Annotated in this window: 16 protein-coding genes; 11 read left to right on the plus strand and 5 right to left on the minus strand. The window is 49.0% G+C overall.

The window, feature by feature from the left end:
* Nucleotides 1–453 precede the first annotated feature (453 nt).
* On the plus strand, nucleotides 454–1,812 hold the full coding sequence (locus J3369_RS18685) for a CsgG/HfaB family protein (RefSeq protein WP_349589778.1): 1,359 nt from the start codon (nucleotides 454–456) through the stop codon (nucleotides 1,810–1,812).
* Between the two features lie 167 nt (nucleotides 1,813–1,979).
* Here the strand turns inward: J3369_RS18685 and J3369_RS18690 are convergent, their stop codons facing one another.
* Both J3369_RS18690 and J3369_RS18695 read right to left on the minus strand, forming a co-directional pair.
* Nucleotides 1,980–3,671 (minus strand): NAD-dependent malic enzyme, encoded by a 1,692-nt coding sequence (locus J3369_RS18690; RefSeq protein WP_349589781.1) that lies wholly within the window; start codon nucleotides 3,669–3,671, stop codon nucleotides 1,980–1,982.
* A gap of 50 nt (nucleotides 3,672–3,721) precedes the next feature.
* Entirely contained in the window at nucleotides 3,722–6,409 is a 2,688-nt protein-coding gene (locus J3369_RS18695; RefSeq protein WP_349589784.1) for a penicillin-binding protein 1A, read from the minus strand.
* A gap of 141 nt (nucleotides 6,410–6,550) precedes the next feature.
* Here J3369_RS18695 and pilM point away from each other — a divergent pair, with 141 nt between their 5' ends.
* From pilM to J3369_RS18745, 10 genes are all read left to right on the plus strand, one after another.
* Nucleotides 6,551–7,618 carry a type IV pilus assembly protein PilM gene (gene pilM / locus J3369_RS18700; protein ID WP_119502735.1) on the plus strand — a complete coding sequence of 356 codons (1,068 nt, stop codon included), beginning with the start codon at nucleotides 6,551–6,553 and terminating at the stop codon, nucleotides 7,616–7,618.
* A complete protein-coding gene (locus tag J3369_RS18705; RefSeq protein ID WP_119502736.1) occupies nucleotides 7,606–8,193 on the plus strand; it encodes a PilN domain-containing protein in 588 nt (195 codons plus the stop codon). The genes pilM and J3369_RS18705 overlap by 13 nt, the downstream gene beginning before the upstream one ends.
* Nucleotides 8,190–8,801 (plus strand): type IV pilus inner membrane component PilO, encoded by a 612-nt coding sequence (locus tag J3369_RS18710; protein ID WP_119502737.1) that lies wholly within the window; start codon nucleotides 8,190–8,192, stop codon nucleotides 8,799–8,801. The genes J3369_RS18705 and J3369_RS18710 overlap by 4 nt, the downstream gene beginning before the upstream one ends.
* Nucleotides 8,798–9,349 (plus strand): pilus assembly protein PilP, encoded by a 552-nt coding sequence (locus J3369_RS18715; protein ID WP_232373409.1) that lies wholly within the window; start codon nucleotides 8,798–8,800, stop codon nucleotides 9,347–9,349. The genes J3369_RS18710 and J3369_RS18715 overlap by 4 nt, the downstream gene beginning before the upstream one ends.
* Entirely contained in the window at nucleotides 9,342–11,120 is a 1,779-nt protein-coding gene (locus J3369_RS18720; RefSeq protein WP_349589789.1) for a type IV pilus secretin PilQ, read from the plus strand. Before J3369_RS18715 ends, J3369_RS18720 begins: the two co-directional genes overlap by 8 nt.
* 283 nt (nucleotides 11,121–11,403) lie before the next feature.
* Nucleotides 11,404–11,919: a shikimate kinase AroK gene (gene aroK / locus J3369_RS18725; RefSeq protein WP_119502739.1), complete on the plus strand. Its 516-nt coding sequence runs from the start codon at nucleotides 11,404–11,406 to the stop codon at nucleotides 11,917–11,919.
* Between the two features lie 29 nt (nucleotides 11,920–11,948).
* Nucleotides 11,949–13,016, plus strand: coding sequence for a 3-dehydroquinate synthase (gene aroB, locus J3369_RS18730; protein WP_349589791.1), 1,068 nt, complete (start codon nucleotides 11,949–11,951; stop codon nucleotides 13,014–13,016).
* 77 nt (nucleotides 13,017–13,093) lie between these two features.
* Nucleotides 13,094–14,977 carry an SPOR domain-containing protein gene (locus J3369_RS18735; protein ID WP_349589793.1) on the plus strand — a complete coding sequence of 628 codons (1,884 nt, stop codon included), beginning with the start codon at nucleotides 13,094–13,096 and terminating at the stop codon, nucleotides 14,975–14,977.
* 5 nt (nucleotides 14,978–14,982) lie between these two features.
* The gene (locus J3369_RS18740) at nucleotides 14,983–15,429 is read left to right on the plus strand and encodes a YaiI/YqxD family protein (protein WP_202980730.1); all 447 of its coding nucleotides are present in this window, start codon (nucleotides 14,983–14,985) and stop codon (nucleotides 15,427–15,429) included.
* A gap of 238 nt (nucleotides 15,430–15,667) precedes the next feature.
* Nucleotides 15,668–16,570: a Dam family site-specific DNA-(adenine-N6)-methyltransferase gene (locus tag J3369_RS18745; RefSeq protein ID WP_349589796.1), complete on the plus strand. Its 903-nt coding sequence runs from the start codon at nucleotides 15,668–15,670 to the stop codon at nucleotides 16,568–16,570.
* A gap of 3 nt (nucleotides 16,571–16,573) precedes the next feature.
* Here J3369_RS18745 and J3369_RS18750 read toward each other — a convergent pair whose 3' ends face one another.
* The 3 genes from J3369_RS18750 to J3369_RS18760 form a co-directional block, all read right to left on the minus strand.
* A complete protein-coding gene (locus tag J3369_RS18750) occupies nucleotides 16,574–16,780 on the minus strand; it encodes a DUF2970 domain-containing protein (RefSeq protein ID WP_349589798.1) in 207 nt (68 codons plus the stop codon).
* Entirely contained in the window at nucleotides 16,780–17,103 is a 324-nt protein-coding gene (locus J3369_RS18755) for a hypothetical protein (protein WP_349589800.1), read from the minus strand. The genes J3369_RS18750 and J3369_RS18755 overlap by 1 nt, the downstream gene beginning before the upstream one ends.
* Nucleotides 17,104–17,311: 208 nt before the next feature.
* On the minus strand, nucleotides 17,312–18,034 hold the full coding sequence (locus tag J3369_RS18760) for a TorF family putative porin (protein WP_303572029.1): 723 nt from the start codon (nucleotides 18,032–18,034) through the stop codon (nucleotides 17,312–17,314).
* Nucleotides 18,035–18,050: the final 16 nt, after the last annotated feature.

Raw genomic sequence — 18,050 nt, forward strand, 5'->3', positions numbered from 1 at the left:
TCATTTTTGAAGTGAAAACGTAGCGATGTACCGACACTTTAAGGCCTGTGCAGGCGGTTTTTTAGTTTACGTATGCGTTCGTTTACTTTTTAGCCGCAGAGCGTACAGTTTTTCTTCAACCTGTATGCAAAGCCGTTCACACCGAACGAAAGATCAATAAGTTAAGGGTACATGCAAGAAGTTAAATTCCTGTTCCTCCTGTCAGGTATTGTTGCTTATCCCATACTATGATCATTTTTTGATCAATTATCTTGTCCCATCTGGCCTGCAGTGCTATTTTGAATTTGTTGAGTCGTCAAAAGGGAATTGCGACCATCCCCGAAGCTTATGGATAAGTTCGCGCAGTCAACTCCGCCATCTTTTGTTCAACACCGGAATCGGGTGTTGTTTCTAATATCACCATTAATCCAGCCTGGTCCGGTTTACTCATTACACCTATCAGAGGAATTGATTGTGAAAAGGAATAATCCAGGCTCAGGTTGTGCATCCCAGGTACAATCCCTCGCCAAACCCGTTATAACCGTTATCAGCGCTTTGTTTTTTGCGACCGCCTGTATGTCTACCAGTCCTAAAATGGGCGGTAGTGATTCTGGCGCTGTAAGTGGTGGAGCCGGCGGGGCATCTGCAGCTAACAATAATACTCAGTTGGAAAACTGCGACGAGACCCTCGGTACACTCAGTGTGTTTGAAGACACCTCTTTACCCTGGTGGTCCGAATACCGCAGGACCTACCCCAAATTAGGCAGCACGATTCCGGTGATCCGCCTGATGATTCAGCAATCCAACTGCTTTGTAATTGTCGAGCGGGGCCGTGCTATGAATGCTATGAATACTGAGCGGCAGTTGATGCAGTCCGGTCAGTTGCGATCCGGCTCAAACATCGGTGGCGGCCAGATGGTTGCCGCAGACTATACTATCAGCCCTTCCGTGTTGTTTGCAGAAAAAACACAGGGCGGTAAAGCCATAGGCGGTGCATTATTTGGCGCGCTGGGCTCTATCGTGGGCGGCGGCTTCAGTAAAAACGAAGCGGCAACCTCGTTACTGCTCATTGATAACCGCTCCGGTGTTCAGGTTTCATCATCCACAGGCAGCGCAGCGAATCATGACTTCAGTCTGTTTGGGGGCATGTTTGCCGGGGCGGCAGCCGGTGGCGCCGGTGGTTTCTCGAAAACACCAGAAGGTAAAATGCTGGTAACTGCGTTTGCCGATTCTTACAACCAGATGGTAATGGCCCTGCGCACGTATAAGGCTCAGGAAGTAAAAGGCGGCCTTGGTAAAGGCGGATTGCTAACGGTAGGCGGCGCAGATGACGCCATGCCCGAAGCGTCTGATGCCGGTCCTATCGTTACCACAGCCACAACCACCACTGCCGTTTATGTAGACCCTACACCTACACGGGTGACCGTATCTGAACGTGAGTCGTACAACTTTGCTGTTGATGAGTATGATGAGCAGGCTTTCAACAAATATTACGACTGGTTAAAAACCTATGGTCCGATGATGACTACTTTCGTGTCCATAGATCCTGACAAAACAGATTCAAGCATATTCGGAGGTATGACTATTGCTTCTGTTGCGTCAATGTTGCTAACGCAACTGGATTCACAACGCATCGAGCTGGAAGCCTGGCCATATCAGGCAAGGGCTCAGGCCTGGAATAAAATGGGTAAACGCATTGAACAACATACAGAGCTCTTTGAACGTAACCGGATGCTCGCCCTTAAAAATGAAAAATTAGATCCGGATGTCCGCAACATCATCGAGAGCATTCAGGTAGTAACTAAAGAATCGCTCTTCCCTGAAGGGATTTAAGCAGAAAGGATTACCGCAGGAATTCATCTCGAAGGGGTTGCATCTTTAAAAACGAAAAGACCGTACAACTTGCGTTGTACGGTCTTTTTTATTCGCAGTCAATGCAGGCCGGCGCTGAATAATACCGGTATGCTATATACCGGTATTAGCGGCTCCGGCTCCTGTGCTTAAATACTTACCCGCTTATACGGGCGGTATTCGGCCTGCCAGAAATTTTTCTCAATACTCGCTTTCAGGGCCTCGTCCGTCATTTCCAGCGCCAGATCCTGCTCCATAGCCACTTTCGCCACGGCAAAGGCGATGTCTTTGCTCAGAGTCGCAATTTCAGTAAGTGGCGGCAGTAAGCAGCCTTCACCGGTATTAGCCATAGGTGATGCTGACGCCAGCGCATTACTGGCTGCCATCAACATTTCATCACTGATCAGCTTTGCCTTACCCGCAATAACACCCAGGCCAATCCCCGGGAAGATATAACTGTTGTTACACTGGGCAACAGGATACACCTTACCGTTGTACTCAACAGGTTTGAACGGGCTGCCGGTAGCAATGACAACTTCACCGTCTGTCCACTCAATAACCTGCTCAGGCCGGGCTTCAACCTGACGTGACGGATTACTCAACGGGAAGATAATGGGCAGTTCGCAATGACTCTTCATTGCGCGGATAACCTGCTCAGTGAACAGACCCGGCTGACCGGACACACCAATCAGCACATCAGGCTGAGCACAATGCATCACATCCAGCAACGACGGGAATTTACCGGAGAACGTCCAGCCTGCAATGTCTTCCTGACTGTGCTGCAGCTTCGCCTGGAAGTCACGTAAGCCTTCCATACCTTCGGTCAGCAAGCCAAAACGGTCAATCATAAAGACCTGCTTGCGCGCCTGCGCATCAGTCAGTCCTTCCGACACCATTTGCTGGATCAGCATTTCTGCAATACCGCAACCTGCTGAGCCGGCACCGACAAAGACCACTTTCATCTCAGACAATTTGCGCTGAGTGGTCCGGCAGGCTGCCAGAATGGTACCCAGAGTCACCGCTGCGGTGCCCTGAATGTCATCATTGAAACAGCAGATTTCATTGCGGTAGCGTTGCAATAAAGGCATTGCATTTGGCTGAGCAAAATCTTCGAACTGAATCATTACTTCCGGCCAGCGGCGTTTAACCGCTTTGATGAACATGTCGACAAATTCGTCATATTCTTCCTGACCGATACGCGGATGGCGCGCGCCCATGTACATCGGGTCATTCAACAGTTTTTCATTGTTGGTACCCACGTCCAGCATAACAGGTAACGTGTATGCCGGGCTGATACCCCCACAAGCGGTATACAGCGACAGTTTACCGATTGGAATACCCATGCCGCCGATCCCCTGGTCACCGAGACCCAGGATCCGCTCACCGTCGGTTACAACAATCACTTTTACTTTACGTTTTGTTGCGTTCCTGACGATATCATCCAGTTGATGACGTTCTTCCCAGGAAACAAAAAGTCCGCGGGAACTGCGATAGATGTCAGAAAACTGCTCACAGGCATCACCTACTGTAGGGGTGTAGATGATGGGCATCATTTCTTCAATATGTGACTGGATAAGGCGATAGAACAGGGTTTCGTTATTATCCTGAATGGCCCGCAGATAGATGTGCTTATTCAGAGCATCATCAAAAGAACTGTATTGCATGAACGCACGTTCAACCTGTTCTTCGATTGACTCATACCTTGGCGGAAGTAATCCGGTCAGGTTGAAAGAGGCCCGTTCACGGGCCGTAAAAGCACTGCCCTTGTTCAACAAGGGCGTTTCTAACAGTGAGGGTCCAGCGTGGGGTATATATAAATATCGGTTTGACTCGTCTGACATTGTTTATCCGATTTATTGTTGGGAATGTAGCCCGGCCAAAACCTTCTCGCCTAAAAGATTTCCTCTGGCTCGGGCGCTGTGTTTTCGTCACCTTGTGCAGGATCGACGATTTCATCGTCAAGCACGAACACCTTCGGTTCGGTGCCTTGCGCAAAGTATTCAAATAGTGTCGTATGGTCTGTTCGTCTGGTCAACTTTCCTGTGCCCCTGTCGATACGAACTCGTACCACTCCTTCCGGAATGGCCATCGGTTCTTCCGGCACACCATCGAGTATTTTCTGCATAAACCGGATCCAGGCAGGTTGCGCCGCTTTCGCGCCATCTTCACCACCAATCATGGCATTACCCAGCCAGTTAAACTTCTCAGGATTACGGTTAATCAGATTCTGATTACGGGTAGAACGGCCAAGATTACGGTTCATATCGTCAAATCCTACCCAGGCTGTTGCGATAATGTCCCGATGAAATCCGCTGAACCACGTATCCCGCGCATCATTGGTTGTACCCGTTTTGCCCGACAGGTCATCCCGCTGCAGAATATTTCTCGCCCGCCAGCCGGTGCCCATCCAGTACGTTTTCTTGCTCCAGCTGCCATTGGCACGTACACCGGTTCGCATCATATCAGCTACCAGGAAGGCATTTTGTGCACTGATCACTCTTGGTGCTGAGCGCTTTTCTGTTGAATCATCAGTTGTGACCGGCAAGCCTTTGCCCAGGCCGCCCTCAGCGTTCAGCTGGGCTTCCAGCATAGCCTCTACATTGTCTTCACTGTAGTCCTGAGCAGTCGCGCCCGCTATTTGCTCACCGCTTTCAGAGCACGGGTTGCACGCCCACGCCGGAGAGGCTTGCCACAATTGCTCTCCCTGCTCATTGAGCACACGGTCTATAAAGTATGGTGTAATCAGGTAACCGCCGTTGGCGATAACAGACATGGCCCTTATGACTTCCAGCGGCGTGTGCGCGCCGGAACCTAGTGACACGGTTTCATCGTTAGGCACTTCGTCTTTATCGAAGCCGAATTTTGCCAGATGCTCCCTGGCTTTTTGTAATCCAACACCCCGCAGCAAACGCACTGAGACCACGTTCTTCGATTTACCCAGTGCCACCCGCATACGGATTGGTCCGTCGTATTCCGGAGGTGAGTTCTGCGGACGCCAGGCCACACCGGTGGTGGCATCCCACTGATTAATCGGCGCATCATTAATGACGGATGCCAGGGTATAACCATTTTCCAGCGCAGCGGAATAGATAAAGGGTTTAATATTTGAACCTACCTGACGCTTGGCCTGGGTAGCACGGTTAAACTGGCTCTGATAGAAGCTGTAGCCGCCAACCACAGCCTCAGCCGCACCGTTATGAGGATTCAGTGCAATGAGAGCACCGCTGACCGCCGGAATTTGTGCCAGCCGCCACTGCTCGTCCTGCATGCGGATATAAATCACAGCACCGGGAGAAACAATATCCGATGCGGTTTCAGGTTCATCCCCCTGGCGGGAATCGGTAATGTAAGGGCGGGCCCAGTCGAGACCCTCCCAGTTAATCACACGCTCTACGCCATTCAGGTCGGTCACTGTTATCGACGGCTCTTCTTCCTGCGTGGCAGGATCAAAGACCTGCGTGACCACCGCTGGCACCAGCGGGTGGAAATGCGGCACCGCATCCAGCGCAGCCCGCACTTCATCCGGCGTCCATTGTTTGTTTTGATCGGTCAGGGCCAGAGAATTTTCTTCCGGCTCATCATCTTCATCTTTCGCAGGCTTGTTCCACAACCAGGTCACCGGACCTCTGTAACCATGACGTTCATCATAGTCGTGCAAATTACGTACTACTGCGTCCTGTGCTGCTTGCTGAATATCAGACGGCGCAGTGGCGTATACCTGATATCCCCCGGTTTCAGCCTCTTCCTTCCCGTAGATTTCAACCATCTCGTTGTAGATCAAATCAGCAAGGTACGGGGCGTCGAGATCTATTTCAGCGCCGTGTTTACGTGCCGTTACCGGCGCACCGGCGGCCTCACTAAACTCAGCCTTCGTGATAAAGCCCTCATCCAGCATACGCAATAACACAATACGCCGGCGCTCAACCGAACGTTCCGGCCGGCTTACAGGATTCAGCACCGATGGCGCCTGCGGTAAACCGGCAATCGTAGCGAGTTGGGCAAGGCTCAGTTCTTTTAAATTTTTACCGTAATACACCTGGGCAGCGGCACCGAAGCCAAATGCACGGTGACCAAGTTCAACCTTGTTCAGGTATAGCTCGAGGATTTCCTGCTTACTCAGCACCTGCTCCATGTGAATAGCAATGAAAATTTCTTTGATCTTACGGATGAAGGTTTTATCGCGGGTCAGGAAGAATCCGCGGGCGAGCTGCATGGTGAGCGTACTGGCGCCCTGCTGCTTTTCACCGGTGATAATTAAATTGAAAGCCGCCCGGGCCACACCAATAGGATCGATACCATAATGCTCATAAAAACGGCTGTCTTCGGTAGCAATTACCGCCTGAATCAATTTTTCAGGTACGTCCTCAAGTTTTACCGGGATCCGCCGTTTAACTCCATATTGAGAAATTAATTTTCCATCATAGGTATAAATTCTCATGGGTGTTTGTAAGCGTACATCCTTCAGGACAGTAACACTTGGCAGGTCTGGTTTGATATAAAAATAAATACCGGCAAGTGCCGCTACGCCTAGCGTGCCGCCAATAATTGCAATCAGAAAAAGGGATTTTATGTACTTCACGAAGTTTTCATTACCAAGAGTGTTACGCCGGTTAGTGTCAGAAATTTATACCTATGTACCTGTATCATAACCATACAGTTTAAATATTTTGCGTTACATTCTACCTTAGAGTATTAATTCTGAAATTCCGGACGCCAGCAAATGAAATCGCTGTTTAAGAAAAAGCTGCCACCTATTGTGGGCCTTGACATAGGCACTCGTCAAATAAAAGCAGTGTTGATTGAACGCAATGCCAAAGGCTTTGTGCTGCAGGCGTTCGCATGCGAGCCCATCTCGAAACGGGCGTTTTCCGAGCGTGAAATCAAAGATTTCGACGCCATCAGTATTACGCTGAAGAAAATTAAGAAAGTACTGAAAACGAAGGTTAAAGCGGTCAATATTGCCGTAGCGGGCTCGTCTGTGATCAGTAAAGTGGTACACATGGACCCGGAACAGTCTGATTTCGAACTGGAAGGTCAGATTGAAATCGAAGCAGACAGCCTGATCCCCTATCCTCTCGAGGAAGTGTATCTGGACTTCGAAGTACTCGGTCCCAGTAAAACCTACCCTGGCAAAGACAATGTGCTCCTTTCTGCTGCCCACAAAGACCTGGTCGACAGCCGTATCACTCTGGTAAGAGAAGTTCCCTTCGAACCTAAAGTGGTTGATATGGAAGGTTATGCGCTGGGTAATGCCCTGTTTTACTTCCATCCTCTGGAAAATGAGGACGAGAAAATTTGCTGTATCAACCTGGGTGCTTCACTGCTGCAAATCTGTGTATGGCAAAACGGTGAAGTGATTTACACCAAAGAGCATGCTTTTGGCATGAATATGCTGATTCAGGATCTTGCGGCCATCAATATGATGGAGCCCGACGAGGTAGAAAAACAAATTCTGCTGGGCACGCTGCCGGGTAACTGGCAACAGGATACCCTGCCCATTTTTGCTGCCAATCTGCAGCAACAGATCCAGCGGGCCATTCAGATGTACGTGTCTACATTACACGGTGATCGCCCGGAGAAAATTGTCTTCGCCGGCGGCGGTGCCACCATACCGGAACTTGTCGAGTCATTGAGACAAGACCTGGGTATGGAAATAGAAGTATTTAATCCTTTTGAAGGTATGACCGTTAATCCCAAACTCGATCAGGAAAAACTGGCGGCGCTGGCCCCCCAGCTTGCCCTTGCCGCGGGTCTGGCCAGCCGGAGCTTTAGCGAATGGCACATGTAAACCTGCTTCCGTGGCGGGAAAAGCAACGCCAGCAACAAAAACAACAGTATCTGATCCTAATTCTTGGCATCGCCATTTTTGTCGGTGCAATTTTCTGGGCTGTGGGTCAGGTCATTGATGCACAAATCCGTAATCAGAATTCCCGCAATAATTACCTCAAACAAGAAATTGCTGTTCTGAATAAGCAAATCGCGGAAATCCAGAAAATTAAAGAAGCGAAGAAAGCGATTGAACAGCGCATGGCACTGATTGAACAGCTTCAGGTCAGCCGGAACGTTGCTCCCTCGGTGTTTGATGAGCTGGCCAGGATCCTGCCAGCCGGTGTGTCTTTTACTTCCATGAGAAGACTGGGAAACAGTATTGAAATACAGGGGCTGAGTGACTCCAATAACCGCCTGTCAGACTTTATGCGCCGGCTTGATAACTCTCCGGTATTTTCGGGCGGTGAATTGTCATCTATTAAAGCAGACACATCGGCCAGTGACGCAGTAAGCGACTTCACACTTAAATTTAATATCAGCCCGGAAGTTGCACCACGCATTGAACAACCTTCTGCGGGAGGTAACAAAAAATGAGTTTTGATTTTAGTAAGCTGAAAGAACTCAATGAACTGGACTTCGAACAAGTCGCCATCTGGTCGAAAGAAGTCAAACTGGTGGTTATGCTGTTCGTGATTATCGTGGTCGGTGCATTGAGCTACTGGTTCATTGTAAAACCTAAGCTCCCGGTGCTTGAACAGGCAGAAATTGAAGAACAGGAACTGAAAATGCAGTTCCAGGCCAAATACCGTATCGCGGTGAACCTCAATGCTTATATGGAACAGTTAAAGCAAATTGAGGCCGATTTCTCTACCATGCTACGTTCACTGCCCACCAGTAACGAAACGCCGGGACTACTGGACGACATTACCTATGTAGGTACCACGTCAGGTCTTACCTTTAAGCTACTGAACTGGCAGCAGGAAGTGCCGAAAGAATTCTATACTGAATTACCTATCGAAATTGAGGTATCAGGCGGCTATCACAACTTTGGTGAATTTGTGTCTGAAATAGCCGATTTACCAAGGATCGTTACTCTGCACGATTTTGAGATTGTGCACGAAGCGGACCGTCTGAATCTGCAGATGCAAGCGAAAACCTACCGTACTTCCATGAATTCTCAACAGGGAGCAAAACAGCCATGATGTTAAAATCGTCACGTTTTGTTCTGCTTGCAGCACTGGTTTCTGTACTTTCTGCCTGTGGCGCACGGGTGGACGACCTGGTGTCGTATATCCAGCAGGTAAAAGCTACAACGCAGGTACAGGTTGACCCGTACCCTGAGTTCAAATCCCAACCTGCTTTTGAATATGAAGCCTCTTCTTTCAGAAGCCCATTCGCCCGTCCGGTGGATCGCACTTCTCCGGTGGTCGTCGCCACAAACAACAATTGTTTACAGCCTGATTTTGACCGCAGAAAAGAAGAACTTGAGAAGTATGGTCTTGATTCTCTGACGTTATCTGGCACATTTAGCACGCAGGGTGTACGCTGGGTATTGTTCAAGACCAACGAGGGCAGCCTGTTAAAAGCCCGTGAAGGAAGTCATGTCGGTTTGTTTTACGGAAAAATTAAGTCAATTGGCACCGAATCCATTATTATTGAACAATTGCTACCCGACGGAGCGGGATGCTGGCAACGGGAACAAACCACGCTGTCGATGAATGCAGCGGCAGGAGATAATAACAATGTCTGAGCGATACCTTTTCAATAAAAAGCTGCACAACCAGAGCCGCAGATGGCTTTGGGTGGGTGGCTCTGTGGCTGCGCTGGTGATTTTTAATGTCCTGGCTGCGCCGGCTATTGCCCAGGAACAGGAAACCGTACTGCTGGATCCTTACGCTGAAGTCGATAAGATCTTCAACTCAACCCTGACCAATATCGATTTTTCCCGTGAAGCCGACAATATGGCTGTCACCGTTATCGAATTTGATAACGACAACTTTTCGCCGCAACTCATTGAGGCACAGGGAAAACTCACCATCACTCTGCCAAAAACTGAACTCGGAGATGACCAGCTGGTTGAACTCGATGTAGTTCAGTTCGGCACAGAGGTGCAGTCTATTGAGACTTTCCAGGACGAAGAAAGTGCCAGCCTTGTAATCAATTACAAAGGCACCGTGCTGGCCCGCCACCGCAAGCAGGGCAATACGCTGCGTATTGAACTACAGCCAATGAGTAAAGAAGAACTGGCTGAACTTGATAAAGATCCGGAATACTCAGGCAAGCCTATTTCACTGGACTTCCAGGACGTACCGGTTCGTCAGGTGCTGCAAATCATTGCTCAAACCAATGGCTTCAACCTGGTAACCACAGACACGGTTACCGGCAACGTAACTATTCGCCTTGAAGGGGTGCCCTGGGATCAGGCACTGGCGATGATTCTCAAAATCAAAGGGCTGGATAAGCGTATGGAAGGCAATATTCTGCTGGTTGCTCCGGCAGAAGAGCTGACCGCGCGGGAAACTGCCCAGTTACAATCGAAAAAGCAGGTGTCAGATCTGGCACCGCTGACTACATCGAATATCACGGTGAATTACGCAAAGGCGGACGCCATTGCGCAAATTTTGAAATCGCAGGATGGCGGCATTTTATCAGACCGTGGCTCAGTCACAGTAGATGAACGCACCAACACGCTGTTGTTGAAAGATACTCAGGAGTCTATCGATGAAGCCCGCGCTGTTATTAATGCGCTGGATATTCCGGTCAAGCAGGTACTTATAGAATCCCGTATGGTCACAGTACGTGACAATGTCGATGAAGAACTCGGCGTACGCTGGGGTATCACAGATACCCAAAGCAACGGTGCGATTTCAGGTTCACTGGAAGGTGCTGATTCTGCCTCCTCTGGCAGTGTACCGGACATTTCTGACCGGCTGAATGTGAACCTGCCGGTAACCACCACAGGTGTGGCCCGTATTGGTTTTCAGATTGCCGATTTAATAGACGGTAACATCCTGGATTTGGAATTGTCAGCACTGGAGTCGGAGAATAAAGGTGAAATCATTGCCAGTCCCCGTATTACAGTCGCCAACCAGCATGAAGCTTATATTGAGCAGGGTACAGAAATTCCTTATGTACAGGCGACGTCCAGCGGCGCTACGTCAGTAGAGTTTAAGAAAGCGGTACTGAGTCTGAAAGTGACACCACACATTACCCCTGATAACCGGATCATTCTTGATTTGGTAGTTACTCAGGATACCCGTGGTGAAACGGTTGATACATCTACCGGCCCGGCGGTTGCCATTGATACGCAGGAAATCCAGACACAAGTGCTGGTAGATAATGGCGAAACTGTGGTGCTGGGTGGTATTTTCCAGCAAACCAGTACCTCAGATGTATCCAAAGTACCGTTATTCGGCGATTTACCGGTAGTTGGAAATTTATTTAAAAGAAACGCCTCTGTGTATCAGAAACGGGAGCTGCTCATTTTCGTCACACCGAAGATCGTAGCAGAATCTTTGTAAGACTTTTCACAACGTAACGTCAAAATAACCCTGAACGGCAGACCAGTTAACCGGTCTGTCGTTGTTATTTATAGCGCTAACGTGCTGATTTCAAAGTCTATCGATTAAAAGTACAACAAAACTTGCATCGCTGCCCGTGAAACTGAGATAATCCCGCTCTCGAAAATAAAGCGAGGTTTTAAGCGTTGTGCCTGTTGTTGAAGTGAACGGGCGCAAGTGAATGGGTAGTCCCGAAGGCAAGACCACTACCCCTAACAGAATAAAAGTTGTGATATAAGCAAATATGGCTGAAAAACGTAATATCTTTTTAATTGGCCCCATGGGTGCTGGCAAAAGCACCATCGGCAGACACCTTGCAGACGAACTTCACCTAGATTTTTTTGATTCCGACCAGGAAATTGAGCGCCGTACCGGTGCTGATATTACATGGATTTTTGACCTGGAAGGTGAAGAAGGTTTCCGCAAGCGCGAAGAAAACGTCATAAACGATCTTACGGACAAGCAAGGTATCGTGTTGGCGACAGGTGGCGGTTCAGTAACCAATAAAGCTGTGCGTAACCGTTTATCTGCCCGGGGTATCGTTGTATACCTGCAAACTACTATCGACAAGCAAGTCGCCCGTACTCAACGTGACAAGCGTCGTCCTCTGCTGCAAAAAGGTGAACCGGAGCAAATCCTGCGTAACCTTGCTGAGGAACGTAACCCGCTTTACGAAGAAGTGGCGGATTACATTGTTGATACTGATGATCAGTCTGCCCGTGCGGTAGCTAACCAAATCATCAGCAAAATCGGATTATAAGTAACATTCAGGAATAGGGGCGCTGCGTGATGTCGATGTTAACTGTAGAACTCGGAGATCGTAGCTACCCGATTCACATAGAAGCGGGCTTACTCTCAAAGCCTGCTGTTCTCTCTCCTTATATCAAAGGCCCGCTGGCTGTCATTATTACTAATGATGTAGTGGCACCGCTTTATCTCGAAAAAGCGAAAGCTGCTTGTGGCGATGTGCATATTGAAACCATCATTATCCCCGATGGTGAGCAACATAAATCTCTGGAACAATTCGGCGTTATCATGACACGTCTGCTGGAGATGAATGCTGCCAGAGATACCACCCTTATTGCGTTGGGCGGTGGGGTAATCGGTGATTTATGCGGATTTGCTGCCGCCTCTTACCAGCGTGGCGTTCCGTTTATACAGGTTCCCACCACCCTGCTCTCTCAGGTTGATTCATCCGTTGGCGGTAAAACCGCGGTTAATCATCCCCTTGGGAAAAACATGATTGGCGCGTTCTACCAGCCGGTTTTTGTCGCCATCGATACGGATACCCAATCCACCCTTCCGGCCAGAGAATTTGCGGCCGGCATGGCAGAAGTTATTAAGTACGGCATAATTTATGACAAAAATTTCTTCAAGTGGTTGGAAGATCATGCCGATAAGCTTAAAACACTGGAAACTAAAACACTGGCAGACGCCATCTACCGTTGCTGTGAGATAAAAGCAGACGTGGTAGCCAAGGATGAGCGGGAAGGCGGATTACGTGCCATACTTAACCTCGGTCACACATTTGGTCATGCTATCGAAGCAGAACAGGGATATGGAAATTGGTTACACGGTGAAGCCGTAGCAGCTGGTACAGTAATTGCGTGTCAGGCTGCAGAAGCACTGAATTGGATGGATGCGTCAGAAAGTCGTCGGGTTATTGCCCTGATGGCAGCGTTCGACCTTCCGGTAGCGGGTCCCGACAGCATGAACAAAGATGCCTACATGAAGCATATGCGCCGGGATAAAAAAGTCGAAGCGGGTAATATCCGTTTTGTTATTCCGCAAGGTATCGGACATGCGCTTGTGACTAAAGACGTCAGCGACGAAATTTTAACGCAACTTCTTCGCTGACCGGCAACCTGCGCATCAGTATCGCCAGACATTCAATGGTAAGTGCGTAACACCAGTAATCAGCTGAGGGTAATCAGGTGCAATCTGAATTGCATGAAAGACTGGAATATCTGGTCAACTATTCTTCACAACTAATTTTTGTAAGCGGGGATTCCGCTGCTCAGCAAAAAAAGACGCTGGAATCTTTTGTGTTCCAGCAACACGATGAGACAGAAATCGCCTACGTGACAGCCGATCCTACTATGGAGCTGTCAGATTATCGTCGTCAACTTTGCAGACAATTACTGGGTACACTGGTTGGCAGCTATATACGGCCGCTGAATGAGTTGCTTGCAGGGCTTAACGAGCACGTTGGTCCCATTCTCATAACCATTACCCAGGCGGAGCATGTACCGGACGAACTGCTTCAGGAGCTGTGGGATCTGGTACTGCAAAGCCGTTTTGCAGGCAATAAGCAACATTTGAATGTATTACTGTTCGGTGAGTCAACCTGGGCGGAGAGAGCCCGGAAATGGCTACCGGCAAAAAACACCGATACGCCTCTGCTTATAAGCAGTCAGTCAGTGGCGACTCAACAACCTGGCTCAGAGTTAGATACTATGATTGAGAACCGACGTAAGGCTTTTCACGAGCACCTGGCTAAACGCAATGGCCAGGAGGAACATCTGCAAACAAGAAGTACCAGTGTACTGGCTTCCCCTCTCTTCATTTCACTTGTCGCTGTGATGTTTGTTGCCGTTTTCGGTGGCCTGATTTACATGCAGTACGGCGATGATATCAAGGCCCTGTTTGACCCTATTGATGACCAATTCCCGCCAGTATCCTCCGTTGAACCGGGCTCGGCCTTTGATGAACTGAAAGATCCTGCAGAAAAAGCCGTGCAGGAAGATAAACCCGTCGTTTCCTGGGACAGGGCTGTTGCCGCTATCGATGAAAAAGACCAGACTCAATCAGCTGCTGAAGACAATGCCCAGCCGGAAGACTTACTCAGCTTTATCGAAGACGTGACGGCTGAGAAAGTGGAAGTGCCGGTATCGCAGGATACACCAGCAGAACCGGAGACTGACACAGGATCTGAAGCCTCATCTTTCAGTACCGGAAGCGATTTCTCTGACACAACCGCTGAAAACGCATCAGCAGACGAGTTAATTGCATCAATTACTGATACCCGTGAAGAGTTTGAAGAAGCGCCGGCACAAGTGCAGGAAGTGACACCGGTCAGAACCAGCATTCCCCGTGAGCCTATGGCATCAGCAGGTTTTGATGAATTTGTATCCGGCCGCAAGGTGCAGCCAGTTCAGCCAGAACCTCAAAGACGTTCTGAACCGGAGAAGCCGCTGATCACCGAGGCTAAAGTGGGTCGCAAACCTATGGTGCTGGAGAGCCGTCCTAAAGGACAAATCCGTGATATTCCGGAAGAACCGGCTCAGGTATCACAGCCCCCGGCTGACGAACCAGCCCGCATTGCTACCCGTACGCAAGTACCTGCAACTGAAACGGCACAGCCTGTCCGTGAGGTCGCAAGAGTGACACCTCCTGCCACACCTTCTGTAAGCCCCCGTGCGGCTGAGGTCACCGAATCCCGTACCAGTCCGGCGCCGTCTGCACCTGAGACACCGGCCAGAGCAGAACCGGTATTCAGTGGCAGTGGCAACTATGACAATGAACAACTGTTTAACAGTATTCAGGCAGACGATTACATCGTTCAGCTTGCCGGTCTCAAAGATGAAACCCTGATGAAAGAGTTCATCAAAGACAACAACATGGAAAGCTTCATCTGGATTTACCGCACTCAGCGTTACGGCGGTGACTGGTTTGTTATTTTATACAATGACAAATTCGACGCTTTTTCAGAAGCTAACAATGCTGTGGCCACCATCCCGCCTTTCCAGGGCCGTGAAAAAATCTTCATCAAGCGGGGTCGCAATGTTCTGGAAGAAATTGAAAAGGTAAGCCAATAATGGCTGTGAGCATCTGGGTAGACGCCGATGCCTGCCCGGTTGCCATTAAAGAAATCCTGTTCAAAGCCGGGCCGCGCACTAAAACCATGGTTACCTTCGTGGCAAACCATGGGATCAGGGTTCCGCCTTCCCCTTGGCTTACACGCCTGCAGGTGGAGAAAGGATTCGATATTGCCGATAACGAAATCGTACAACGGGTATCAGCGGGCGACCTGGTCGTTACCTCAGACATCCCCCTGGCAGACGAAGTCATCAGTAAACAGGCATGTGTCGTCACACCAAGGGGTGAAGAACTTACCCGCGAAAATATCCGCTCACGGCTGAATATCCGTGATTTTATGGACACCATGCGTGCAAGTGGCGTGCAAACCTCCGGTCCACCGCCATTGTCTCAGCGGGAAAGGCAGGCCTTTGCTAATGTGCTCGACCGTTTTTTAGCATCTGCCCGCTAACCTTCAACGTGTTTGTCGTTATCACCTGCAACTTTGCTGCAAATCTGATCGTTCCCGCTTTAATTCGCCGTTAAATGCGCCGGTTATTCGATTGCAGGTTGTGAGGATCACCGATGACAGATACAATCGATTATGGCTTTGATAGTCACTGAATATCCGGCTGGCCCGGGACAAATAGCAAATAACATCCTATAACACGTTAAAAACGTGATGTGCGCGTGGGTAACATTCAAAAAGCATGATGCAGAAGAAGAACCGGGCCTTCCTGAAGTGGGCTGGCGGTAAGTACAGCCTGGTAGAAAACATCAATGCCAAACTTCCTTCGGGCAATCGGTTGATTGAGCCTTTTGTTGGTGCTGGCTCTGTATTTTTAAATACAGACTTTAAGCGTTATTTGCTTAACGACATTAACCCCGATCTCATTAATCTGTACAACTTTCTGAAAGCCCAACCGGATGCCGTTGTACATGATGCGTCCCGCTTTTTCTCTGACAAACATAACGTTGAAGCCACTTACTACGCGCTGCGGGAAGAGTTTAATCACACTGCGGATGAATATTACCGCGCTATCCTGTTTCTCTACCTGAACCGTCATGGCTACAATGGCCTTTGCCGCTACAGCCTTGCCGGCAAATTTAACGTTCCTTTCGGCCGTTATAAAAAGCCTTACTTCCCTGAAGAAGAAATGATGGTGTTTGCCGAGCGCTCCCAAAAGGCGGTGTTCACCTGCTTACCGTTTGAGAAGGTGTTCAGTCGTGCCAGACGGGGTAATGTGATTTACTGTGATCCGCCTTATGCTCCCCTGAGCAAAACAGCGGCTTTCACCAGTTACGCATCCAAGAGTTTTGGCCTGGACTCACAGCACAAGCTGGCAGAGCTGGCAATTCGCGCCTCTAAGAAACGGGGCATACCGGTATTGATATCCAATCATGATCTTCCGCTGACCAGGAAGCTTTATGCCGGCGCGGAAATTTCGGAATTGTCAGTAAAGCGCTCTATCAGTCAGAAGGGTGAAAACCGCAAACCTGCGGCTGAGTTGCTGGCATATTTTGCTCCGGCGACAGATTTACCGCCCCCTAAACCCCGCAAACGCAGAAAGAAGCCGGTAAAACCGGTGCTGAAGCACACAGGTTTGAAGTAATACTCAGTTAATGATGGCGTTTACCAGACTCGCCAAACCCAACACCAGTAATGCAACGAATATCACACCGGTTACAATGAATCCGGCCAGCTTACCCTGATTAAAATCCCGCTCGTAATTTTGCTGGCTCTGCACACCAAATGCACTGGCGAGTACGCTCAGAATCATGGCGAAAAAGCCGGGAGATTTAGGTTTACCGCTGATAAGCATTATTTGCCTGCGGGTTGGAAATCTCTGTCTGAATTGCCATAGAGCAGTTCTAACAGGTCGAAGAAATGAAACTGATAAGATGTGGACTTACCGGACGCCCATTCCAGCCAGCTGACTTCAGTCATCATCAGCGCTGAACACTCACGGGGCAAGGCTGCTGCCTGAGTTACCGTTTGCGCTTCATCCTGAAAGTCGCATACAGCTTTTGTCACGGTGGCCGGATCGCAAAATGCAGCAGACAGCATGACTGCTATCGCAACGAGAGCACCTACTGGTTTTTTCACGCAGAAGCGTGATTTACGAAAGAAACTTATCTTTTCCATGATTGTCTTCGCCGGCTAAAAAGTAACCTTATTATAGCGACAATAAGAATTCTAACAAGCTGAAGTTAGTACAGGAAAAGTGGCTTTTTTTTCATCTTCGGATAACAGCGGGAGGCGAAGTTACCTTATGGCTGTATTTAAAATAAAAAACCCAGAGACAGATGCTCCGGGCTTTTACTCTCAACGTTATAAAAGAGGTATGTTGATCTTACAGTTCGAAATCTACACCGTAAGAAATAACATACTTGATTGAATCGTTATCCAGAGCGTCTCCCGGATATTCATCATCTAAATCTGTACCGGTAATGGCGAAAGTGAAACCGTCTTTCGCGATAGATACTGCCCAGTCTGCATAACCTTCAACACCGTTGAAAGCTTCTGCAAAGTCACCCTGGTGATAACCAACGTGCAGACCCAGCTCTGCACCGGAAGCTACCGGCATGCCGTAGTCCAGAGACACGTAAGAAGCCTGAGCAAAACCGAAGTCCTGGCCTTCGCCTTCATCAGCTTCAGTATTAGCCAGTAAGTAAAGGGTTGCACTGAAACCGCCGTAACCTACAGTACCGTAGATTTCACCGAAATCGAATTCAGCTTCTTCATCGTAGTTGTAGTACAGGTAACCGACATCATAAGTGAAGTCACCAGACTCACCTGAGAAACCGAAGTACAGATCATGCTCGTATGAGTACACGTCATCTGACGCATACTGAACATTAGATACCCATGTACCGGCATAGAAACCGCTTTCGTCAGCGTAGTCGATACCCCCCTGAATAGCAGGTTCGTTAGTAGTCTGAGTCAGACCACGCCAGATGTAGTTGTTTGTGACACTTACGTTCGCACTCAATTCTGCAAAAGAAGGCGCAGAAGTCAGTAAAGCTGCAGATGATACGGCAACAGCCAGCAACGTTTTTTGAATGGAAGTTTTCATGTGTTCTCCGTTGGAT

The sequence above is a fragment of the Alteromonas sp. NFXS44 genome (genome assembly GCF_040148705.1).
Lineage (GTDB): Bacteria > Pseudomonadota > Gammaproteobacteria > Enterobacterales > Alteromonadaceae > Alteromonas.